The following is a 23870-nucleotide window of genomic DNA, read 5'->3' as shown; positions in this document are numbered from 1 at the left end:
CGAATTTCAAAAACACTCGCCTTAGGAACCTGTGGCTCCCAAGGCGCAACTTCGACCCCAAATCTAGATGCTTATTTTGCTTCCACAGGGGCTATTTTAGGACATAAGAACCAAATACTTGCCATAGCGATAATAGCCAAGGCTGCACCTATCACAAATACCACAGTGTAGTTACCATCAGCGGTTAGTGAAGGTACCAAGTAAATCAATACACCGGCGGCCAATTTTGCAGCCATCCCAGCGAAACCTGACAAGGTTCCAACAGATTTACCACCAAACAAGTCACTTGGCAGAGTTTGAACATTACCAATGGAGGTTTGGAATCCAAACAGTATGGTTGCCATAATCAGAACGGCCGCCACTTCTCCACCCGGATCAGATAACATTAACAACGCCGGCAACATAATTAAGCAGCCCATGGAAATAACCAGTTTTCTGGTTTTATTCACTGTCCAACCGGCTTTAAGACGGTTTTGCGCAAGTAAACCACCAAACCAAGCGCCCAACATCGCGCCAACGTAAGGTACCCAACCGTAAATAGCTAAGCCCTTAACGTCCATTTGATAAACTTCAACTAAATAAGTGGGGATCCAGACAATAAACAACCACCAAATTGGGTCGATTGCTGCAGTGGCGATAATCACCCCCCAGCTTTGTTTATGGGATAATAACTGACCTGTAGTAGGCGTGTACTCTGGCGCAGTGTTGCCATTTTCACATTTCACTTCATTTTTCTGACCCGTAAGAATGTATTCGCGCTCTTCTTCGGTGATCCAAGAGTGAGAACCCGGTGGCGATTTGACAACGATCAACCAAGGAATTAGCCACAACAAACCAGTACAACCAACGATGACAAAAATCGCTTGCCAACTAAAAAACAAAGCAAGATAGGCAATTAGAGGAATAGACACAATACCACCAATGGCAGCACCTGAGTTGAATATCCCCTGGGCTAACGCTCTTTCACGGGTTGGAAACCACTCCGCGTTGGCTTTAGCCGCACCTGGCCAGTTACCCGCCTCAGAAATACCCAGAATCGACCTGAAGATACTGAAGGTTAAGATGCCTTGGGCAAAAGCATGCATGATGGTGGCCAATGACCAGATACCGATGGATAATACGAATCCCATTCGTGTCCCCACCCAATCGAATATCTTACCAAATAGTGCCTGACCAAAGGCATACGAGAATAAGAAGACAATACTGATAATGCCGTATACTTCTTTGAGCTCAGCATCAGTTTTCTCTGGATAAATTTCTTTACCCATGAATGGCCAGAGCACGCTTAAGGATTGTCTGTCGATATAGTTAACTACCGTTGCTAATGCAACGAGAGCAATCACCCACCATCTTAAATTCTTCATGTTTATATTTACCTATACCTGATGCTTCGAATATTATTCTTCACGTTTTTATTACGATTGCTGAATCGCGCTTTTTATTTTGTACAAACTATTCTGGTATTCACTATGCATTTCTAATCCAACCCAGAATTGCATATTGCCATGGTGATGCGCGCTATCGCCTGCTGCAGACAAACTAGATTTCAGTGTCGTCGCTGGCATCGCTTCAACTTGCTTATTAACTTGTTGCAAGTATTCTGACCCATAACCCATTGGGCTAAAGATCAGAATGACGAGAAGCGTTTGCGCCCATTTCATTGTGAAACATTTCCTACCACGACTGCAGTAGAAGGGCCGCCGGCAAAGGTTTCAGTGACGACAGGTAAAGGCGTGTTCACAAACTTATTGTTCAATATTTGGGTGCGAGGCTCACCGACAGTATGGTCAATGGTGATCACCTTATTCTGAATAAATTCATTTCCTTCAAGCAGAGTTTGCTGAACCCCTAACAAGAAGATAGACGAACCTGTTTTATTGCGTTTTCCAGCACCCACATTTTCAACTTTGCTATCCGTCATTCTAAAGTGCGGACCGAAAGTACTTTCATCTGTACCGCCTCGATACACTTTGGCCACCGCTCCTTCAATATTGACGAAGCTTGAATTTTTGATGGTGATATATTCAGCGTTATAAATCCCCAAGTCATCCTGCTCTTTGTCTAAGCGCAAAACATCACCGGTTATATTCTTGAACACACTATTGGTGATCACCAAGTTCTCCGCCATGCTGCGGTAACCTGAATCAAATACATGGGCCGAATGATTAACGTTTAAGTCGCTAAAATGGGTATTGTCGATGGTTAATTTGTAGTTATGCAGAGTTGGTAATTTGGTATTACGAATAAGTACATTACCGGCATTATCTGGGGTTTTAACACCAGAGATATTCAGCCCGTCTAATTTTAAGCTACCGCCATCTTCTATCTCGAAAGTTAACGAGCGCATGGGATAAAGTGTAACTGAACGAGGCGTTGCGGCTTTAAGGGTTACTACAGATTTAACTTGTAATTGTTTGTTTAGATCATAGTTACCTGGTGCAAGCAAAATAACCGTACCGTCATCTACCCCGGCAATGGTTTTCATCAACTCTTGGGCTGAAGAAACATTGACCACGTCCCCGGAATCAAATTCCACTGGCGCATCCGCTTTGGGATACCAGCTTACTCCGGTTTGGTCTTTTGAAATTGGCTCTAGGGAGGCGGCTGCACCCACATTGGCTTGTTGTGCACTTGCACTTTGCAGTAAGCCGTTAGCACCTCGTTTAAGATCACTTTTTTCAATGGAGAAACCCGAAGCAATTTCATCTTGAGGGCTTTGGCTGGCGATATTGTTGGCAAAAGTAATACCAGAAACATCATCAAATATCTTGAACGGGTTACTACCGTCTGCATTGATTATTAAGTTATTTGAAAAGCTGCTATCAATTGGCGTTGCAGTGCGCTCTGCATCACTTCCACCGGCTAAGTTGATGTTGTCGACATTCACAATGGTGTTGTTTTCGATGATGGCATTTTTAACTTGATGATAGCGATTGATAGATGAATTAGGCACACCGTTTAAAATAGTAAAACCACCGCCAAAACGAATACCGGTTAAGCCTTCCATGTAATTGTTACGGATTGTTTGATCAGCATTGATTACGCGAATACCTCCAGTATGGTCTTTACCATTTCCGAAGAATACGTTGCCTTCAACTAAATTACCGTTGCCATGACGCAAGGTTAAAGTGCCGCGGCTTTCCCAAAATACGTTGTTGAGGAATTTGTTTTTGCCAGACTTATTGGAAATAATTTCAACTTCACCATTGCAGCGTTCGAAGTAGTTATTTTCAACAACGGTTAGAGAGTCACTTAAGGAATATTTACTGGTACCAATACGCAAGGTTTCGCCACCGTTAGAGCCTAGAATAGGTCGAGGCCCAAAATAGTTGTGGTCAATGCGGTGGTTGTTTTGTTGGCTGGCTTCGCTATTTAATCTAACCGCCATGGTTACACCAGCGTTGTTTTTACCTTCTAAATGGCTATGGTCAAAACGGTTATTTTTACCGTATAACACCACCCACTTATCTGAGTTAAATTTGTCTGTATTGCTAAATCCGTCAATAACGACTTCCGTTACCCGAGAGTGATTAGCGAGGGTGTCAGCGTCTTCGCGGAATGAAATCACTTCACCAGTAGGACTGTAGCCGTCTTTGAATACCAGTCCTTCAACAACTAAATATTCACCTGATAAACGTAAATTGGAAAGGCCAGTTAAAATGACTTTCCCTTTGGTTGACGCTTTAAGGGTAATAGGTTTCTCAGCCGTCCCCTTGCCTTTCAAAAGAATTTCAAAATCTTTCCATTCTTTGTCGGCTAAAATAAGGGTGTCGCCAGGTTGTAATGAGGCTGCGGCTTGTGAAAATTGCTGTTGGTCGTTAATTAAAATGCCATCTGCGGTTTTTAGCATCTTTGCTGATGCCATCTGGCTAGTTGGTTTGCTGCTATTTTCAGCATTTTGAGAAGACGCGCTACAACCTACAACGGACACCACCATGGTAAGTGCAACGATACGGGGAAAAGAGAAATTTTTAGCAAACATTCAACACGACCTAATTCCATTTTAAAAATAAGTAGAACTCTGTAAGTACTATTCGTACGCAGAACCCTGGTTGGCAATGCATGTTGTAGAAACCATACATCAATTATTTGTTACTGACACTATTACTTATGCTCAAATAAGCTTAGGCTTTGAATTGCAATAATTAAAGTAATGAATATCGTAAAGACAATGTAACCAATTTCACAACATTGTGTCAACCACACATTAACATTTATTATTACCAATAATACCTCTATTGGTAATACCAAATACTATTCTATTGTTTTTAAACAAGTTTAACTTTTAAAAAAATGGGCCCCATTTAATGAGACCCATTTTCCACTTTAGTGATTAATTTCACTACGTCATCCATATGATTTGCAATCTGCTAGCAAAATGTCGCTAATGATGCATTCGCAAGATCCTAACCCGTGTTGGTTATGAGAACAGTAAACCACCGTTTATATCAACGTTATTACCTGTCATGTAAGATGAGTCGTCATCTGCCAAAAAGCCTACTAATTTAGCCACTTCTTCCGAGGTACCTTCACGCTTGATACAAGTTGCTCCAGCAACATTGGTACGAACCGCATCAGGGGTAAACGTATCGTGGAAACCGGTAGATATCATGCCCGGACACACCGAATTAACCCGGATATCAGGCCCAAGTTCTTTCGCTAATCCCCGTGTAAAGGTGGATACTGCCCCTTTAGAGGTCGCGTAAGGGATAGCGCCACCGCCGCCACCGTCGCGAGCCGCTTGGGACGAGAATGTCACGATAGTGCTACCAGGCTTCATGTGAGGAATAACGGCTTGAGACATTAAAAACAACGATGTTAGGTTAACGTCTAATACATATTTCCAGTGGGCTAGGTCCATCTCAGTAATTTTTTTACGATCAACCAGGCCGCCTGATACATGCACTAGGCAATCAATAGCGCCAAATTCATCTAACGCCGTATTAATGGTTTTGTCGACACTGCTTTGTTCAGTTAAGTCAGCTTGAAGTGCAACCGCTTTTCCACCCGCTTCAGTAATTTTAGCCACCGTTTCTTGTGCTCTTGTGGCACTTGCGTGATAGGTGATCAAAACACTTGCCCCTCTAGATGCTAACTCAACCGCACACGCTGCTCCGATATCTCTACCACCGCCAGCTACAATAGCTACTTTACCTGTCATTGACATTCGTTATTCTCCAAGAGTAAAAATTTAGTTTATACCAGTAAAAACGTTGCAATTATTAAGTTGTATCGTCGAAAAACTTAGGCTTAGGTAAGCTTCTCAACTTATATAAACAAAGCGGTTGCCGCCGCATATGTTAAATTAAAGTAACTAAGCAGAATTTCATTATCAACCAAGAATTCAAACTTGTGATTACCAAAAGCACTAACCAAAATTAACCATTGGTTTTAATTTAAACTATAGTTCAAATAGCATTTTAGTCGAGTCATCGGAATTAAGGCACTAAATTCAAGTACTGTAAGACACATTAAATTTGATTCAGTGACAGTGGAATAGCCATTATTTAGTGTGCTGTGCGACTAAAGCAGTATTGAAATAGGATCATTTTAGGGTTTCAATCTATATTCATAAGTAGGTTTTTAAAATGCCGTAAGTGTTAATTGTCTGATTGAAGGAATGGCTGTGAAAGGTATTGTTTTTGTAAAGTTCAATGAGTTTGTGGAAGAGCTTTGGGGAGAAGAGTTTTGGGATACCTTGTTAGACGAAGCCCAGCTGTCCAGTGAAGGTATTTACACAACGGTAGGCACTTACGATGATGAAGAGCTGTTTACTCTCATTGGACTGGTAGTTGAGCAAAAAAATATCTCCCCTAAAGATGCCCAGTTTGCATTCGGTAAATGGGTATTTAAAGAGCTGCTTAATGCCGCTCCTGCTGGGGCTCATAACTTTAAAGATGTTTTTGAATTTTTACATGCGGTGCAAGACTTTATCCACGTAGAAGTGAAAAAACTTAATCCCGATGCTTTATTGCCCGAATTCGAATTTCTAAGTGAAACGCCCAACACCTTAACCTTTCTTTATCAGTCACCGCGTAATTTATGCTATTTCTGCGAAGGCATTGTGCACGGTTTAGCAGAACATACGGGGCAAACAGTGGAAGTGTCTCAGACAGAATGTCAGCATCAAGGTGATAGCCGCTGCGTAATGGAAGTGGTAAAAGTTTGACCCTGTCTAAGGAAGAACTGGAAAAAAGAGTTTCCGTTCTCGAACGCAAAGCCTTGAGAGAGAAAAAGGCAAGGCAACTGGCCGAGAATCAGCTAGAGAAGTATTCCTTGGATATTTATGAAGCCAATCAGTCTTTGAAAGCAGCCTTAGCAGGTTCCGAACAAAAGCAATTGGAACTAGAATACTTAGCCCACACCTCCAGCGCCGTAGCCTCCGAAATTCCCTTAAGAGAGATGGTTTCGAATATTGTCGATTTAACCGGCGAGTTTTGTTGTGCCCGATATGGTCTTTTTGTCATCAGTGAAGAAGGCCAATGGCTAACTGAAAAAACCCCCAAAGTCTGGATTTCTGAGCAGGGATGGCAAGAAAACAACGCCATTAAGGAATTCGTAACGGATCTGCTCCCCGTTAGCAATAATGACCTGCTTGCATCGTGGCGAAGCGCTGAAATTAAAAATAACGAACTCAATGAGAGCGCGCCGTTAAATTCCATTTTCTACACCAATGTTGCCTGGTCAGGTAAAAAAATCGGTTGGTTAGCCTTTTTAAGCCAAGAAGCTGAATTAAATCAAGATCTTGAAGTGATATTAAACACCTCGAAAGAACACTTAGTCAGTGGGGTTCGCAGGCGCTTAACGGATATAAGAATTCTACAACGTAATGTACAGTTACAAGACTCATTAAGTAGCCTCGAAAAAGCTCGCCGCCAACTTATTCAGTCTGAAAAAATGGCATCTTTAGGGCAATTGGCAGCCGGCGTTGCCCATGAGATCAACAACCCCATTGCCTTTATTCGGTCTAATTTAGAAGTGTTGCAAGATTATCTACATGACTACAAAAAACTAACCTCAGAAGTGCAGACTAACTTAACCAAGCAGAATACTCTGGATACCAGCCAATTCTCACAAATATGTAAAAAAATAGACCTTGATTACATAGAAGAAGATTCCGAAGATCTCCTTAAATCAAATATTGAGGGCTTAGATAGAGTAAAAGAAATCGTCGATAACCTGAAAGGATTTTCCCACGCAGGTGATGAAGCCTTAGTAGCAACATCATTAAATAATTGTATCCAATCTGCCCTTAAAATAGCGGGTAATATGTTCAAGTATGAACACAAGGTAATAAACAATATCTCTGGGGACTGCCCACCCGTGTTGGGTAATTCTGGGCAATTACAGCAGGTATTTGTTAATTTATTTGTCAATGCAGCACATGCAATGGAAAAGGGGGGAATTTTAACCATCGATTACACGCATATTAAAGAAGGCGTAGTTGTGCATATTCAAGATACGGGTTGCGGAATGGACGAAGAAACCGTTAACCAGTTATTTACCCCTTTCTTTACAACCAAACCTGTTGGTATCGGCACTGGGTTAGGGTTATCAGTTTCCTATGCAATATTAGAAGCCCACGGCGCGCAAGTAACCGTAGATTCCCAGCTAAACCTAGGTACAACCTTTCATATAAAATTTCCGATAATCGACTAAATCTCCTCTCCATTGTCTTCAACAACCAACGAAAGAGCTTGAGACTGACTTTTTTCAAATTGAATCAACTTGGTGATAGTAACATCACTGAATGTGTGTCCTTCTGGCAGTACTAATATGTGTTTATCATTGAGAATGTTGTTGCGCAACACCATTCCTGGCTTGAGTTCCTCAGTGCTAATCGTATTGTCAATAAACTTATCGGAGACAATATCTTCGTTATCCAACAAAATGTCTAAAACCACGGGGTCATAGTGTGAACCTTTTAGCTTTTTCATTTCCATTAGGCAGGCAATGTCATCTAGCTTTTGAGCAGTGATTCGAGCTGTTTTAAAACGCCAATAATCTCTGGCGACGGCTAAAATTTTTGCACCCATAGGAATTTGGCCATCTTCCAGCTTTTTAGGCCCTGCGCCATTGAGGGTTTCATATTGGCAAGTAATAATATCAGAGACATTTTGCAAATGAGTGGCCGGAGCAAGTACTAACTTTGCGATGTTAATTTGTTCCAGAAACTCTTGCTGTTGATTATAGTTTAGCTCTTTGAAAGGACGACTATATATTGCTGAATCTAAACCTAACAAACCCATTTCACACAACAGTGCAGCATAAGATACATCTTTAATTTGCTGTTGAGATAACCCTAATTTTTCCGCAATGCGGCTCGCAAGTAAACTCACGCTATTGGCAAAACCACCACTTAAATTGGGGTTAATACTGATCATGTTATACAGCACTTTTTGTGTGGCACTGTTGTTGTGTTCAATTCGCTGCATGGCCAATTGTATTTGCTTAGTCCGCAGTTTAACTTTGTCTTCTAAATTTTGATTAAGCTTTTTCAGCAGACAATTTTGCTTTTTTACTAACTTTTGTAAGTGATTATTTTCATTTTTTAACCTAACCTTTTCCAAGCCCTCTTCAATGGTTTGGATGATCTCTTCATTGTTCCAAGGTTTCTGTAAATATCGATGGATTTTGCCCTTGTTGACTGCATCAATGGTCGACTCCATGTCAGAATATCCGGTTAATAAAATACGATGACAGTCAGGCGTTAATTCAGCCACTTTCTGGAGTAATTCCGCGCCCGACATTCCGGGCATTTTCATATCAGAGATGATCAGATCGATCTTATTCTGGGCCATTACTTCAAGGGCTTTGGCACCACTTTCAGCCAGTAACAGTTGATAGTTTTGTTTGTACAATAAACGCTTCAATGATTTGAGAATATTCACTTCATCGTCTACACAAAGTACCGTCATGGTAATAGCAGCGTCTAACAATTGTTCACTCATTTGGGGGGCTCTTCAGATTTTCGTTATCGGTTAAAATAGGTAAGGTTATGGTGAAACAGCTTCCTTTGTTTACCTTGCTGGTTACCGTAATATCCCCTCCATGCTCTTGAATAATGCCATAGGATATGGATAAACCTAAACCTGTGCCCTTGCCTACATCTTTGGTGGTAAAAAATGGGTCGAACAGCTTACTTAGGTTTTCCGGGGGGATGCCCGAACCATTGTCTTTAACCGCTATTAAGATTTGTTGATCTTTTACTTTAGTGGAAATTGAAATTTGCCCGTTGTCACGAATGGCTTGCCCTGCATTGATCAACAAGTTTGTGAGCACCTGGCTAATTTTGCCAAAATTAATCTTAATTTTGGGTACCTCAGAAAGATCTTTTTGAATGTCACAATGATACTTAAGCTCATTGCTTACCATTTTGAGCGTACTTTCAATACACTCGTTTATATCTAACCAACTTTTCTCTTCAACATCTGCCCGTGAAAATTGCTTGAGATCTTTAACGATGTTGGTCACTCGCTCTAAACCTTCAACAGACTCAACAAGAACATCTTTAGAATCTTCATTTATGAATGCTAAGTCTTCACTATTTACAATTTCAATTAAATTTTGTTTCGACAACTCTAATGATTCTGAAGGCCCTTTGCCGTAAACAGCCACTAGGTTCTCGCTGATTTTGCGATAAATACCGATATATTCTTCGAGACTGCTTAAATTGCTTTTCACAAAACCAATGGGATTGTTAATTTCATGGGCCACGCCTGCGGCAAGTTGACCAATTGAGGCCATTTTAGCCGCTTGAGTGAGTTGTTTCTGGGTAGCCTGCAACTCTTGGTTTATTTGTTCCAACTCATCATTTCGCTGATGTAATAACGTGGTTCTTTGGGCTACTTTTTGCTCCAGTGTGCGATTAAGCTCTTCAAGTTCATCCTGATACGCCTGTTTACGGGAGTTTTCATACTCCAAGGTGGTAACAAGTTTATTGAATGCACGTGTTACCTCGGCAAGTTCGTCTTTACCATTCACTGGCAATTGGGCTTGATTAAATGAGCCGCTTTCAACATTTTGCGAAACTTTGCGCGCCGCAATACGTAAGCTTTCCAACTGCCTGGTTAAATAATTACCCAAAAAGAATGAAAATAAAGCAACGAGTGCCATTTCGATGATTGCGATACTGGTTGTCCACTTCTTGATCACTTCTAGAGAATCTTGGATGTTTAATGTATCTACTCCCAATTCCACCCGGCCGTAAAGTTGCTCTGCTTCGGTTATATTTACAAAGCTATCAAAAACACCATCAGTGACATTACTAACGTCAATATCTTGGTTAAATTGACGGGCTAACAAGTTGTTGTCTCCGGCTTGGGCTAAGACTTGATTTTCGGTGTTTACCACTCTTACATACAGAATATCAGGGTTACTTAATAGCTCTACACAGTAGGTTTCTAATGATGCGAGATCATAGGTTAACACCGCATTTTTTGTTGTACTTGCAAATAAGGTAGCCACAGTTGATGAACGGCTGACTAAATTTTCATTGAGGGTATTGCGCATAAAATTAATTGCTGTAAATATCAAAGCAACCAGCAGCACACCCTCAATGACGGCAATGCTAACAATGGTTTTATTGCGTAAAGAAAGGTGCATTAATTCACCGTGCCAGTTGCTTTGTTGTGGAACAGCGCTTCGATGTTAAGTGCTCTTACATCATCCCAATCGCTGTCTGTTGCGGTTTCAAAACCGTTAAAGTTAATGTTTTTAAGTAATACTTTGCCGTGTTCACTATTGTTCATATTCACTAAAGCGGCTTGGATCTTAACCCTGGTGGCAGCATCGACATCTGGGTGGCTGGCAATAGCATGTGAGGTATACCTGGCACTCTTCCAGATCGTCACTAAACTAGCCTGTATCTCTTCATCCATATTATTAAGGGTGCGTTGAATTCCACCGCCCGCAGGGAAAAAGCCTCTGGACACATTTAAGTAAACAGAATCGTGTGAGCCCACATACATAGGCGTAAATTCCACACCTAAGTTATTTAGTTCGGCTTGGGGCAATAAAGTGGCTGCAAAAGCGGCCGGAGCGGGGAAAGCTAAACGGCTACCGACTAGGTCATGGATGGTTTTTATGTTGCTATCGGCATGGGTAACGATAACCCCTTGGATAGTTTTATTACTTTGTTTAGCTAAGGCATCATAGCCCGATACTTGCTGATAAAAGATGTAATGGTAGGGATTCATATAAGCTAAATCATAATCCCCAGATTCGAGGCGTTTTTCGAAGGTCGGAATATCTTTGGCCGTGCTAAACACAATATTGACATCGCTTTGTTGGCTAATGTGGTGAAAAATTGGGGTCCACAATTCAGCCAAACGTTTTGCGGATTGTTGCGGAACAATACCAAACGTCAGGGTTTTCTGTTGTGCCGCGACAACACTCGAAAAACCAAATAGCAAACCAATCAATAGGGCTAATTTATACATCAATCACCTCATCTTTTATCAATGTTACTGGGTCATTTCATTAACTAAACTTAATAATTTGTCTTTTTCAAAAGGCTTAGAAAGTGCGGCATTGGCACCTAAAGCAAGTGCTTCATCTAAGCTTTCCTGATCCAACGCTGAAATAACCAATATTTTTAAATCTTGAAATTGTTCGTCTGCTCGTAAATGCTTCAAAAGTTCGAAACCATTTAGGCCAGGCATTGTTAAATCTAAGGTCATGATGCAGGGCTTGTGTTGCATCAGCTTACTTCCTGCTAAAAAGCCGTTGGTGGCAGTATCACACTCAAACCCGTCCTTTTTGAGAACACGTTTGATCGCATTTCCCATGTCTTTATCATCATCAACAATTAGAACCGTTTTGCTTTTAGGCAATAGTTCTGCTGGCACAGGCATATTGTTTTGCTTTAAAAAAAGCACAAAATTATCCACAGTGACTCGATTGTTGCCCCTTCCTGGTAGCTTGTAACCTTTCAAACTTCCCTTATCAATCCACCGTATTACTGTGCGTAAATTGACATCGCAATATTCTGCAATGTCACCAGTAGTAAGAGATTTCACTTTAGCCATAATCATATTCCCTGAATTAGTTTGGTATTTATATCACATAAGACAAATGAGTCATACATGACTAAAGTATAATACACGACATTTGTGACATTTGCTACATTTGCACAATCGAAACGAACAACGTTTTTCTGCTTTACGCAAACAGCTCATTAAAAACAGCGGCGTTTGGCTTTATTAGGTGATGGTAAGAATGAAGAAACTGTATGTATTAATGGCTGCCTGTGTACTGACATTGCAAAGTGTTCAGGCAACAGAATTTGATGCCAGCGTATTACTTAGATACGAAAATGAAACGGATCAAATTAATCTGGCTCCGCGCAAAAGAGTGAGAATGATTGCAGCGTTAGGGATCACCAGTCAATTTAACGATACCTGGTCATTTACGGCACAAGCGCGCACAGGGTTAAAGAACAAACAAAACGTTCCAGCGAACACCTTATATCAAATCACTGATCAGCCTGCTGGCGACAAAGACGTTTATTTAACTCGGTTTTTTATTCAGGCAAAATTCGACAATCTTAACCTGATTGCGGGCAAGATCCCGTGGAAAACCGCACAAGTCACCGACCTGTTTTGGGACAGGCACTTAAATCCAATTGGCGTGCATGTTGACTATGCTCTTGGAGCAGGACAGGCATTCAAATTTACTACCTTTAAGCCCCTCGACGGGGCCAATGGCACAGTGGGCCATATGTCGATTTTTCAATTTCAACATGAAATCGCCAGCAAATGGGGCAAGTTAACGCTGTCTCCTTGGCTTGTGGATTATCAAGGTGAATCTGATGCTCTCTACGCTAAAAAAGACACCCAATATGATAATCAATTTGTACGTTTATCCATGCAACTAAAACGCGGTCAGTGGCAACTAGGTGCAGATATTGGCAAATCAATTAAAGGCGCACCGACTGAGGTGGGTGAAGCGTTCTCAGATCAAAAAACAAGCTATGCCTTTGAGTTAAAACATGGCAGCTTGAAAAAAGACGGAAATTTTTTAACCCAACTGAGATATTTACACGTTGAAAGGTTCTCCGTAGTCACTGAGTTTGCTCAAAATGCGTCGAGCCGTTTTGCCACAAGCAACTTTAAAGGGTGGGATTTGCGTATACGTCATAAGATGAATAAAAACTTATGGGTAGGTGGTCGCTTATCTCGAACGCAGCGTTTACTTGGCGATGCCGAGCAAAGTGTGCGATTCAGATTAGAAACAAAATATACATTTTAACTGTTATTTAGGACTTACGATTATGTCTAACGCCGTACAAAAATATCTATCAGAAACACCTACGGAACTTTGCAACCTGTTAGTTATTGATGATGAAGAAAGTAACTTAAAAGCGATTACACGGACTTTTAGGCGCACTAAGTATCAAGTATTCACAGCCGATAGTGCAGAAAAAGGTTTAGAGTTGCTAAGGCAACATGAATTTCAAGTTGTTTTGTCTGATTTTCGTATGCCCGATATTGACGGCGGAACCTTAGTTAAAAACATTAAACAATGTTATCCCAATATCATTTCCATGATTCTTACCGGGTATGCAGATTTTGATGCAGCAGTAGATGTGATGAACTCTGGCGCGGCTTATAAATTTCTAACGAAACCCTGGAACAATCAGAAGTTAATAGCAGAAATTGACCAAGGCTTTAGAGAATATGAGCAACGCCTTTTGCAGAGTTCGAAAAATAAGTTAAACGCCCGTTACGTGAAACCTGATCGTGTGAAGCTTGATAGCACCATTAGATTTTTACTCCAACAAGATGCTAAGTTTGCGCTAGCGTCTGTGATGATTTCTGATATTTCATTGCACGATCAGTATTGGGCAAAAAAGGAAGACGAAGAACTTTTAGGCCTTGAGTCTGTGGTTAAGAACATCCGTGCGTGTTTACCCCTAAGTTGCGAAGTCTTTGAAGTTGAAGTGGATCAGGTGTTGATTATTATTCCCGAGAATGAATGCGACGAGGAATTACATACTAAATTAACCTTATTAAGCGGTGCCTTATCGGCTTGCTCACAGAATGATGCCAATATTCCCAAATTACAGTGCAATTTATCTTATGCACTTGCGCCTTTCTCAGGGATGGATACACAACAATTATTACACTCCATCAGAAATTTGCCGGAACAAGATTTTCATGAGAGTAAACTAAATGGCCAAAAACCCTGCGTTGTAAAGTTAGATGCCTCTTATGTCGCTAAAAAGAAGCGCAAAAGAACCATTCAAAATAGCATTCAGCAAGCCATTAACAGCGACCAATTCAGTTTGTATTTTCAGCCTAAAGTAAGATTATCTGATGGCATTGTAGAAACAGCAGAGGTGTTAATGCGCTGGCAACATAACACTTTAGGTTGGGTATCGCCCATAGAGTTTATCACCCTAAGTGAACTGGATGGACAAATAGAGAAAATAGGCAGCTGGCTGTTAAATAAGAGCATTGATCAGCTCATTGGTTTGCAAAAACAGTATGGCAATAATTTGAAACTCGCAATTAACGTTTCACCCCGTCAACTGAAGAACAATAAAATCGTCGATGAGTTAGCTTATTTGCTAGATAAAACCGGATTAGCCCCCGCCAGTCTTGAACTTGAAATTACCGAAGGCTGTATAATCGAAGATCTCGCCCAAACCAGCGAGATACTTTGGAAGTTAAAAAGGCTAGGCGTAAGCATTGCAATAGACGACTTTGGCTCGGGCTATACCTCCTTTGCCTACCTAACCAAATTACCCGTTGACGTATTAAAACTAGATAAGATTTTAATTGATGACTTAGGGGTTAATACCGATGTGAGCGAGATGATCCGAAGTGTCATTCAATTATGCCAAAAGATGCAAATAGACGTGGTAGCCGAAGGGGTTGAAGACCAGCGCCAAGTTAAAATATTAAGAGAGTTCGGCTGTGACTATATTCAAGGATATGTATACAGCAAACCTTTAGAAAAACCAGAATTTGAAAAAACACTGATTAACCAGCCATTTAAGGTTTAAGCGGTCTTTAGCCGAAACCTTAAATGCCTGGGGGATTATGAAGATTTTTACACTTTTGGCACATCCATTAAGCGTAAAAACAAATTAGCGTTGAGAATGTTAAACGCGTTAAGAGCTATGTGGGTTACACATTTTGCCCGGCAACCCAAGCACTGCTCCACGCCCACTGGAAGTTGTAGCCACCTAGCCAACCAGTAACATCCACCACTTCGCCAATAAAAAATAGGCCATCGAGGTTGTTTGCCATCATGGTTTTCGACGAAAGCTGGTTTGTATCCACTCCTCCTAACGTTACCTCAGCGGTTCGATATCCTTCAGTGCCGTTAGGTTTTAATTGCCATTGATGAAAGGCATTGGCCACCTGTTCTAACTGCTTACCTTGAAATTGTTTAAGGGGTTTGTTCTCTAGCCCTAAGTAAGGCAATGCCGTTTGAACATATCGCTTGGGAAAATGTTTGGATAAGGCGGTAGCTAACAAGCTGTCTGGGGATTGCTGTTGGCTTTGCTGTAATTCATTGAGTAAATCACCGTTTGGAAACAGGTCGAACTCAACCGCTTGGCCTGGATACCAAAAAGATGAAATTTGCAAAACGGCTGGGCCGCTTAGTCCTCTGTGGGTAAACAGGATATTTTCATTAAAACTGGTATTGTTGCAGCTCGCTCGCGCATCTAAGGAAATGCCACTAAGTTCGGCTAAAACGCTTTTGTCTTGTTCGTGCAATGTGAAAGGAACCAGTCCTGCTCGGGTTGGTTTAACGGTTAAACCAAACTGCTCAGCAATTTTAAAACCAAACGGCGATGCGCCTAATTTGGGCATGGATAACCCACCGGTAGCAACCACCAGCGATTCACAGCGGTATTCACCTTTGTTGGTTTGCAAGGTGAAGCCATCAGAGGTTTTATCCACCTCGATAATTTCACATTGATTGGTGACACCCGCCCCTGCCTTATCGCATTCTTGCAACAGCATATTGAGGATATCTTTAGCCGATTCATCACAGAATAACTGACCGAGTGTTTTCTCGTGATAGGCAATGCCGTACTCTGCGACCAAGCCTATGAAGTCCCACTGAGTGTAGCGACTCAAAGCCGATTTGCAGTAATGAGGATTGTCGGAGAGAAAGTTTTCGGGGCTGGCATACATGTTCGTGAAGTTACAACGCCCACCCCCTGACATCAATATTTTGCCACCAATACGTTTAGCGTGATCCAGTACCTGTACCTTCCGACCACGCTTAGCCGCCTCAGCTGCACAAAATAAACCGGCAGCACCCGCGCCGATGACAATAACGTCAAATTGTTTCAATAGTTTCTCGTGTTTATCTAGGTTGAAATTTGAGCTGTCAGAAAAGTCCACCTCAATTGTAGGGAAGCATTATATCGTTTCCCCGAAGGTGTAGCACGGGATTTATCCCATTCAAATTTGTAGCCTGGTCTTTAGGCCATAGGCTCTCTCGGGGCTAAAGCCGCCGGCTACAGGTGGAGCGTCCTGTAGCATGGTCTTTAGGCCATGGGGATTAGGCCGTGGGGTCTCTCGGGGCTGAAGCCACCGACTACAGGTGGGATGCCCTGTAGCATGGTCTTTAGGCCATGGCTGTAGACCATGGACATTTCTCGGGGCTGAAGCCGCCGACTACAGGTGGAATGTCCTGTAGCATGGTCTTTAGGCCATCGGGGATTTCATGGAACGGCATGAAGTGACACAACACATCCTCGGGGCTAAAGCCACCGACTACAGATGGAATGCCCTGTAGCATGGTCTTTAGGCCATGGGCATTTATCGGGGCTAAAGCCACCGACTAGAGGTGGGACGCCCTGTAGCATGGTCTTTAGGCCATGGACATTTCTCGGGGCTAAAGCCACCGACTACAGATGGAATGCCCTGTAGCATGGTCTTTAGGCCATGGCCATTTTTCGGGGCTGAAGCCGCCGACTACAGGTCGGACGCCCTGTAGCATGGTCTTTAGGCCATGGCCTCTCTCGGGGCTGAAGCCGCCGGCTACAGCACTTCGTGGTTATTTTTTAATGTAAAACGCCTCGGGTGGGGTTGCGTTGAGTGTCTCAATTAAGGTTTTTGCGGCATGTTTGGCTACATAACGGGTCTTTTCGTCGGGTTCGTTGTCGCCCACTTCGTAAGTGACACCGTGAACCTGGTAGACATCGGCAAAAAATTGCTTAAACACACCTTTGCCTGGCGATGTCCCAGGTTTGTCAAACACCTTAAATACGCCCGCCGTCTGCTCTTGTAAACTCGACAACCAATTCACCACCATTTCTGTTGGCGCAATATTTTCATCCTGTGGAATGGTGTAAAAAACGTTGTTATGGGTTGAATGGAAGTCCATTCCCATGACAATTTTTCCACCATTGTCAGTAATGGAGTCCAAATACTCTTTCACCGCTTTGGTTTCTGGTTGAGAAAATACATTCCAGTCTCGATTTAAATCTTTGTGGCCTAAACTATGTCGCCAATGCCCCTCTGCAACGCCATCTGGATTGATGTTGGGCACAACTAATACATTAAATCGCGATAAAAAATCACGGTTGGATGCGGTGTAAGCAAGAAACTCATCTAAAAAGGCAAACATGGCAACCGCCCCTGTCACTTCTGGAGGATGTTGTCGACCGACAAAGATCACCCACTCTTTATTCTCAGGTTTCTTTAGAGTGAACGCCGACAAAGGGCGACCTGCGGTTGATTTACCAATAACAAAAGGCTCAAAGGAATACGTTTGTGCTGCGCTATCTAACCAATTAGTATAATCAGAATTTAGTACTGGTCGCTGGGCTGCTACGTATAACGCCTTGCTGCTGATATCTAAGGACAACGACATAGCCTTTGCATTTGTATCAAATGCAATGGGTTGCCAAGACATTTGGTCATCACTCACTTTGGGTAAGTATCTGGGTGCAAAGCCATCAAAAGTCAGCAAGACCTTTATGGTTTTGGCTACCGGTGATTTCACACTAAAATAATACCAAGGGCTGGGATTAATTGGTTTGTCTTCAGGCAAGAACGTCAACACGTATTCGCCATTTTTGTTAAGTTCACAATTATCTAAATTACCTGCCTCAAATTTGGCAGAAAAGCTCACACCTTCAAACTCACAACCAAAGGCAACGGGTGCCGTAAATGCAAGTGCTATCAATAAAAAACGGATCATGATACCTCCATGGAAACATCGCCCACCGAATGTGGGCGATACTAACTAAATCAACGAGATAGAAATTTAGTTTATAGGTTAAAATTTGTGATTTAGGGTGATGTAAGAGTAACGCCCCAACGAAGAATGCAAGTTGCTACTATACCCAAAGGTATTGTCTGCAAATGGAGGAGCTTCATTGGTAATATTGCGCATTCCCACAGTTACTTTAGTCTTACCAGTAAACAGCGCATCTTCGCTAAAGCGATAGCTCAGGTAAGCATCAACCGTAGACCAATCATCCACCACATAAGTAACTAAATCACCCGCATCATTTGTGTAGGTTAAACTAGTATCCTCTACATCACTAACATAGCGGTATTTAAGTCCAGCTCGCCATTCATCTTTAGAGTAGGTTAACGACAAATTTGTTCGCCATTCTGGACGTTCGTTTTGGCGGATAAGATCACCGTCGCTACCAAACAATGATACCTGCTCTCCTTCATACAACAACGCTTCGTTACCGGCTTCTTGAGCTGCCACAACGAGATCCGTAATTGCATCTGTTCCTTGGGTGAATTTTCGCAAATTAGCTGCATTCAACTTAATTGTGAATTTACCAAGGTCCGTTTCTAAACGATAGGTTGCGCTATAATCTATACCGGAAATTTCTCGGGGCAATAAGTTAGTGTAGTCATTTCGGACATACAAAATTTCGTCGTTTTCGTCGCGCACAACATTTTCATTTTGACTACCTTGGCTGCGCAGTAGTGCATCATAAAGAATTTGAATACGACTATCTAAAATACCCACGGTGTTCTCTTGTTTGATGCGCCACCAGTCAACCGTCAAGGTAAGTTCTTTGGTTGGCGTCAACACAACCCCAAATGAGTAGTTTTCACTTTCTTCCGGGCTTAGGGTATCGCTACCGTTACGTAGCTCTAAAGTTCCTCGACTCGTTTGAGTGACAGGATCTGTGCGGGTATTTGAACGGGCCACATTTACTGCCGTGGTCTGCGGCAAACCAGGGGCTTTGAACCCTCCAGAATAGGCACCGCGAACCAAAGCTTTGTCATTCACTGTCCAGGCTAAAGCAACTTTAGGTTTAAACACACTGCCCACATCAGAGAAATTCTCATAGCGCCCAGCCAATTGCATATTTAAGCTTTCAATTAAAGGTTTGTCGGCGATTAAGGGGATAGCCAATTCAGCAAAAGCTGATGATACGTTACGACTACCACTGGCATCGGGTGTTGGGCTACTGCCTAAAATTTGGCTGGCAATTTCGGACGACGTACCTCCCACCAAATCGCTAAAATATAAGGTACCGTTTAAATCATCAGAACGTTTATCGAAAAAGCTTTCATATCGAAATTCGATTCCAGCAGCGAACCCCACATCTCCTGCAGGCAGAGAAAACAAGTCGGGACGAGAAATTTTTGCATCAATTGAGGCCAATTCGGTCTCTGATTCACGTTCAACATTGACCGTAAAACTATCGATAACACTTTGCGAAACTGGCGTATCATCAACAGTATTGGGATTGGTAACACTTGCGCCGCTAAACACGTTGTAGGCAGTACTTTCATCAGTACTATTGATGGCTTGCTGGAACAAAGTAGTGTTTATACGATTGGCTTTATCTAAGGTATTGGCTTTTGAATAAAGTACCCCAGTATCATAATCCCAATCGCCGAAATAACCACGACTCCCCACTAATAAACGATAACTATAATCATCCACCTCTATATTACGCGGGCCAGTATCAATGGGACGATATCTCCGTAAGGTCACCTCTTCATCAAACGGATTGTAAAAAGCATCTGCTGAGATAGTAAAACGTTGTGCAGTGAGGTTACCCGACTGTTCACGTAAGCGCTTTGCTGTTGCAGAGTAATACAGCGCCTCTCCATAAACTTCCACTTGGTCGTTTACTTGATGATTCACTAGAGTGTAAAAGTTTAATCTGTCGACTTCAGAACTAAGGCTGCGCTGGGAATTTGAATCGAACCTGAGGTCGCGCGGTGTGGAACCTGATGACGCGCAAACCTCATCGTTGACCACTGCGCTACAATCATCATAAGCGCTCGGTTCTAAGTGAAACGTACCTAGGCTGTCTGAAGAAAACTCGCCCCAAGGGGTAACCGTAGAGCGGTTGTCTAACTGAGTATCTCCAATGAACTCGCTAGGAACTTCACTGAATTCACGTAAATCTGAACTTGCTGCATAGTCTCTTTCGCTCGCCATCACCATATCACGATGATAATAGCCACCACTGATGGTTAGATGAGTCTTATCATCATTGAACAGCCAACCACCTGCACCAGATAGATTAACTTGGTCTCGGCTCGTCCCCTGACTGTTTCCATACTGAGCTTGAATTTCACCGCCAGTGTAATTGTCATCCAATACATAGTTCACCACACCAGAAATGGCATCGGTGCCGTAAATTGCAGCCGCACCGTCGCGCAAAACCTCTACGCGTTTAATGCCTTTAACCGGTAGAGTATTCGAGTTAACTGTAGTCACAGGAACTAAATTTTCTGCTTGTGTTCCTGGGTGCAGCACTAAACGACGCCCGTTTAACAATGTAAGTGTATAGCCGGTACCTATTCCACGTAAATTTACTGACGAAACATCACCACGAGCATCATTTACACCGCCTACGACGCGCTCGCTGGTAAAGTTCACCGCACCTTGCTGAGGTAGCTCAGCTAATATTTCAGCACCACTACTTATACCCAAGCCATCAATGTCTTCCGCAGACATGGTGGTTACCGGCAGTGCCCCTGTGTCTTCCATACCTCTGATGTTGGAGCCAGTCACTTGAATTCTTTCAACGCTAGATTCACTCGCAGTCTCGTTAGTAACAATTGGCGATGGGCTATCGTCTTGCTGATTATTTGTGGGGCTTTGAATGGGCGTAATAATATAGGTTCTTTGCGAGGTTTGTTTAAAAGTAAAACCTGTTCCCTCTAACAAAGTAGCAAGGGCTTGTTGCACATCCATGCTGCCTTCGAGCTTAGGTGCAAGCTGCTCTTTGATTCGCTCATCTGAAAAAAGAATCTGAATTTCGCTATGCTGTGCTAGTGACAACAGTGCATTATCAAGGGTGGTAGATTGAATCGATAAATTATCGACCTGTTGAGCGTTTACACTACCATTAAATGACAGTGCGACGCATAAAGCTATTGTACTTATTGTTGTTTTTGGCAACTTCATGGCTGCTCCTTTGATTTTTAGTGTGTGCTCATAAAGTTAATACGCAGGCAAAAACAAAACCCTCCGTTATTTTTTCAATAAAATAATACGGTCAGTGTCAATTTGCGCTTCTATGGGCAGTGTTGCCTCGAGTGCGGTTAAAATGGCATCGCCATCTGACAACTTAAACACGCCACTAATGCGCAAATGTGCCAACTTATCGTCTATCTCTATTTTCTTAGTTCTGTATCGATTAAAGCTAGCGATAACCTTTTCCAACCGTTCATCATCAAAGCGCAAATAGCCAGTACGCCAACTCTGCGCCTTCTCTACTGTCACCTCGTTTTTCTTGGCGATGATGGCATTGGAATTATTAAAGGACGCAATTGCTCCAGCTTCTAAAAATACCCCTTCGCTTTTTTCGACTTGCTGATTGGAGCCGCTCTTAGCACTTTCTTCAACGGCCACAATGCCTTCTGCAACGGCAATATCAAAACCCGATTGAGATAGCTTAATGTTGAACTTGGTACCTACCACGCGCACTGTTTTAGTGCCGGTATGAATGAGAAACGGGCGAGAAGGATCTTTGGCAATATCGAAAAAAGCTTCCCCTGTTTGCAACCAAAGTTCTCGGTAATTGTCGTTAAATTCAACATTAATTTGAGTGTTGGTGTTTAAACTAATTGTCGAGCCATCGGGCAATCCCACACTACTGATCTCACCAATAGCCGTGCGATAAGTGCTTGGCAGTTGGGGTTGCACAGAAGTGTCTATGCTGGTGGTGTTGAAAAACAGCATAAAACTAAACATAAAGACAAGAATAGATGCCGCTAAGTAGCGCAGGTGATAGAAACGCTTTTCTAATTTTTGTCGCCAGCCCACATGGGGTGACAACTCTGCAGACATATCCCACAGTGACAAAGCTTGATCAAAAGCCTGCTGATGGAATTCGTTTTCCTCACACCAACAGATAATTCGTTCTTCTTCCTTGGCGGTTAATTCCCCCGAATACAGACGAACTACGAATTCACTCGCTTGCTTATTGATTGCCTTTTGATGACTTAAAGCAGTAGTCATTAATTTTGTACCTTATTTCGAATAGCGGTGAGAGCAGCAGATATGTATTTTTCAACCGTGCTGACAGAAACCCCCAATATATCGCTTATTTCTCGGTAAGCTTTTCCTTCGACACGACAAAGTACAAATGCAGTTTTATGCACCGGATTTATGTTGTTTAGTACTTTCTCAATGTCAGATAACTTTTCTGCAATATTTGCTTGTTCTTCTGGTTCATTTGCCTTTGAAGAGTAATGGGTATCAGAAAAGGATTCGTGCTCTTCTTGGGCTCGTACTTTAGCGCGCCTTTCCCTATCTATAATTAGGTTAGTGACCACTTTGAAAAGAAAACTGCGAAAGGTGTCTTGCCGCTCTTCTGTTTTAGCTGCAAGTCCATCGAGTGAAAATAGCTTAGTGTACATTTCTTGAAGAATATCTTCTGTTTCCGAAGAATTCGCTCTTGCGCGAATACGAATAAAGCGTCGAAGTGCCGCTTCATGTTCATAGGTCAGCTCATACAATACGTCATTATCTTTAGCTGACTGAGCTATTGCAGACTGTGTATTTATATAAACAACTTTCACACTATTTATTCTTTTTCATCCCAAGATTATTATTAATACGCAGTAGCGTAAAAATCCCTCCATTTTATTTGAAATTAATCAATATGGGTTTAACCCGTAGCATGGTCTTTAGGCCATGAGTGCTAGGCCATGGGCCTCTCGGGCATTCCTCGGGGCTAAAGCCACCGACTACAGGTGGAATGTCCTGTAGCATGGTCTTTAGGCCATGGGGATTTGGCCATGGGCTCTCTCGGGCATTCCTCGGGGCATTTTTCGGGGCTAAAGCACCCGACTACAGGTGGAATGTCCTGTAGCATGGTCTTTAGGCCATGAGGATTTGGCCATGGATGTAAGGCCATGGGCCTCTCGGGCATTCCTCGGGGCATTCCTCGGGGCTAAAGCCACCGACTACATTGCGTTTAACATGGTTTCGGCGTCACTTACTTCAAAGGTGCCGGGTTCTTCTTTGTTGAAAATTTTAACCACGCCATTTTCCACTAACATACTGTACCGGCACGATCGTACGCCACCGAATGTCCCTGTGTCGATATTCATACCAATTGCGCTGGTAAAATTACCGTCGCCATCAGCTAACATTAGGATTTCATCGGCATTTTGTTGTTTTCCCCAGGCATCCATGACAAAGGCATCGTTTACCGATAAACAAATGATTGTATCGACTCCTTTAGCCTTGAATTTATCGCTCAAAGCTACGTAACCCGGCAAATGAGCTTGTGAGCACGTTGGAGTAAAGGCGCCGGGTACGGCAAACATCACCACCTTTTTATCTTCAAAAAGATCACTGGTTGTAAATGTTTTCATTTTGCCATCAATTTTTGCGGTGGTTTCTGCTTCTGGTAACTTGCTTCCAGTACTAATCATAACGATCTCCAATTA

The 23870-nt window shown here is 42.4% G+C and carries 18 protein-coding genes; 4 read left to right on the top strand and 14 right to left on the bottom strand.

The annotated features are described in order from the left end of the window. Window positions 1-71: 71 nt before the first annotated feature. The 4 genes from ACYVIL_RS13710 to ACYVIL_RS13695 form a co-directional block, all read right to left on the bottom strand. The gene (locus tag ACYVIL_RS13710) at window positions 72-1364 is read right to left on the bottom strand and encodes an MFS transporter (protein ID WP_460312816.1); all 1293 of its coding nucleotides are present in this window, start codon (window positions 1362-1364) and stop codon (window positions 72-74) included. Window positions 1365-1415: 51 nt separating this feature from the next. Continuing rightward, entirely contained in the window at window positions 1416-1661 is a 246-nt protein-coding gene (locus tag ACYVIL_RS13705) for a hypothetical protein (protein ID WP_460312815.1), read from the bottom strand. Then, window positions 1658-3982, bottom strand: a complete 2325-nt coding sequence (locus ACYVIL_RS13700) for a chondroitinase-B domain-containing protein (RefSeq protein ID WP_460312814.1) — start codon at window positions 3980-3982, stop codon at window positions 1658-1660. Before ACYVIL_RS13700 ends, ACYVIL_RS13705 begins: the two co-directional genes overlap by 4 nt. Window positions 3983-4420: 438 nt before the next feature. Next, entirely contained in the window at window positions 4421-5167 is a 747-nt protein-coding gene (locus ACYVIL_RS13695; protein ID WP_303473287.1) for an SDR family NAD(P)-dependent oxidoreductase, read from the bottom strand. 453 nt (window positions 5168-5620) lie between these two features. Between ACYVIL_RS13695 and ACYVIL_RS13690 the strand changes: the two genes are divergently transcribed. Continuing rightward, complete coding sequence (locus tag ACYVIL_RS13690) at window positions 5621-6169, top strand: heme NO-binding domain-containing protein (RefSeq protein ID WP_303473285.1); 549 nt, start codon at window positions 5621-5623, stop codon at window positions 6167-6169. Next, on the top strand, window positions 6166-7659 hold the full coding sequence (locus tag ACYVIL_RS13685; protein WP_460312813.1) for a sensor histidine kinase: 1494 nt from the start codon (window positions 6166-6168) through the stop codon (window positions 7657-7659). Before ACYVIL_RS13690 ends, ACYVIL_RS13685 begins: the two co-directional genes overlap by 4 nt. Here ACYVIL_RS13685 and ACYVIL_RS13680 read toward each other — a convergent pair. The 4 genes from ACYVIL_RS13680 to ACYVIL_RS13665 are packed head-to-tail and all read right to left on the bottom strand — an operon-like array spanning window position 7656 to window position 12029. Continuing rightward, a complete protein-coding gene (locus tag ACYVIL_RS13680; RefSeq protein ID WP_460312812.1) occupies window positions 7656-8951 on the bottom strand; it encodes an HD domain-containing phosphohydrolase in 1296 nt (431 codons plus the stop codon). The genes ACYVIL_RS13685 and ACYVIL_RS13680 overlap by 4 nt on opposite strands. Continuing rightward, window positions 8944-10605, bottom strand: a complete 1662-nt coding sequence (locus ACYVIL_RS13675) for a sensor histidine kinase (RefSeq protein ID WP_460312811.1) — start codon at window positions 10603-10605, stop codon at window positions 8944-8946. Before ACYVIL_RS13675 ends, ACYVIL_RS13680 begins: the two co-directional genes overlap by 8 nt. Continuing rightward, window positions 10605-11441, bottom strand: a complete 837-nt coding sequence (locus ACYVIL_RS13670) for a phosphate/phosphite/phosphonate ABC transporter substrate-binding protein (RefSeq protein ID WP_460312810.1) — start codon at window positions 11439-11441, stop codon at window positions 10605-10607. Before ACYVIL_RS13670 ends, ACYVIL_RS13675 begins: the two co-directional genes overlap by 1 nt. A 24-nt stretch (window positions 11442-11465) precedes the next feature. Continuing rightward, window positions 11466-12029 (bottom strand): response regulator, encoded by a 564-nt coding sequence (locus ACYVIL_RS13665; RefSeq protein WP_460312809.1) that lies wholly within the window; start codon window positions 12027-12029, stop codon window positions 11466-11468. Between the two features lie 190 nt (window positions 12030-12219). Between ACYVIL_RS13665 and ACYVIL_RS13660 the strand changes: the two genes are divergently transcribed. Together ACYVIL_RS13660 and ACYVIL_RS13655 are read left to right on the top strand one after the other, a co-directional pair. Next, complete coding sequence (locus ACYVIL_RS13660) at window positions 12220-13251, top strand: putative porin (RefSeq protein ID WP_460312808.1); 1032 nt, start codon at window positions 12220-12222, stop codon at window positions 13249-13251. Between the two features lie 22 nt (window positions 13252-13273). Next, a complete protein-coding gene (locus ACYVIL_RS13655) occupies window positions 13274-15010 on the top strand; it encodes an EAL domain-containing response regulator (protein ID WP_460312807.1) in 1737 nt (578 codons plus the stop codon). Window positions 15011-15134: 124 nt separating this feature from the next. Here ACYVIL_RS13655 and ACYVIL_RS13650 read toward each other — a convergent pair whose 3' ends face one another. The 6 genes from ACYVIL_RS13650 to ACYVIL_RS13625 form a co-directional block, all read right to left on the bottom strand. After that, window positions 15135-16316 carry a BaiN/RdsA family NAD(P)/FAD-dependent oxidoreductase gene (locus ACYVIL_RS13650; RefSeq protein ID WP_460312806.1) on the bottom strand — a complete coding sequence of 394 codons (1182 nt, stop codon included), beginning with the start codon at window positions 16314-16316 and terminating at the stop codon, window positions 15135-15137. Window positions 16317-17025: 709 nt separating this feature from the next. Continuing rightward, complete coding sequence (locus ACYVIL_RS13645) at window positions 17026-18174, bottom strand: M14 family metallopeptidase (RefSeq protein WP_460312805.1); 1149 nt, start codon at window positions 18172-18174, stop codon at window positions 17026-17028. Window positions 18175-18252: 78 nt separating this feature from the next. Continuing rightward, window positions 18253-21375, bottom strand: a complete 3123-nt coding sequence (locus ACYVIL_RS13640; RefSeq protein WP_460312804.1) for a TonB-dependent receptor — start codon at window positions 21373-21375, stop codon at window positions 18253-18255. Between the two features lie 66 nt (window positions 21376-21441). Beyond that, window positions 21442-22431: a FecR family protein gene (locus ACYVIL_RS13635; protein ID WP_303473263.1), complete on the bottom strand. Its 990-nt coding sequence runs from the start codon at window positions 22429-22431 to the stop codon at window positions 21442-21444. Next, a complete protein-coding gene (locus ACYVIL_RS13630) occupies window positions 22431-22994 on the bottom strand; it encodes an RNA polymerase sigma factor (RefSeq protein ID WP_303473262.1) in 564 nt (187 codons plus the stop codon). Before ACYVIL_RS13630 ends, ACYVIL_RS13635 begins: the two co-directional genes overlap by 1 nt. 387 nt (window positions 22995-23381) lie before the next feature. Further along, a complete protein-coding gene (locus ACYVIL_RS13625; RefSeq protein WP_303473260.1) occupies window positions 23382-23855 on the bottom strand; it encodes a peroxiredoxin in 474 nt (157 codons plus the stop codon). Between the last annotated feature and the right edge of the window lie 15 nt (window positions 23856-23870).

It is taken from the genome of Aliiglaciecola aliphaticivorans, from assembly GCF_054782055.1.
The sequence above is the reverse complement of the archived record's forward strand: the minus strand, read 5'-3'. Positions and strand labels throughout refer to the sequence as shown.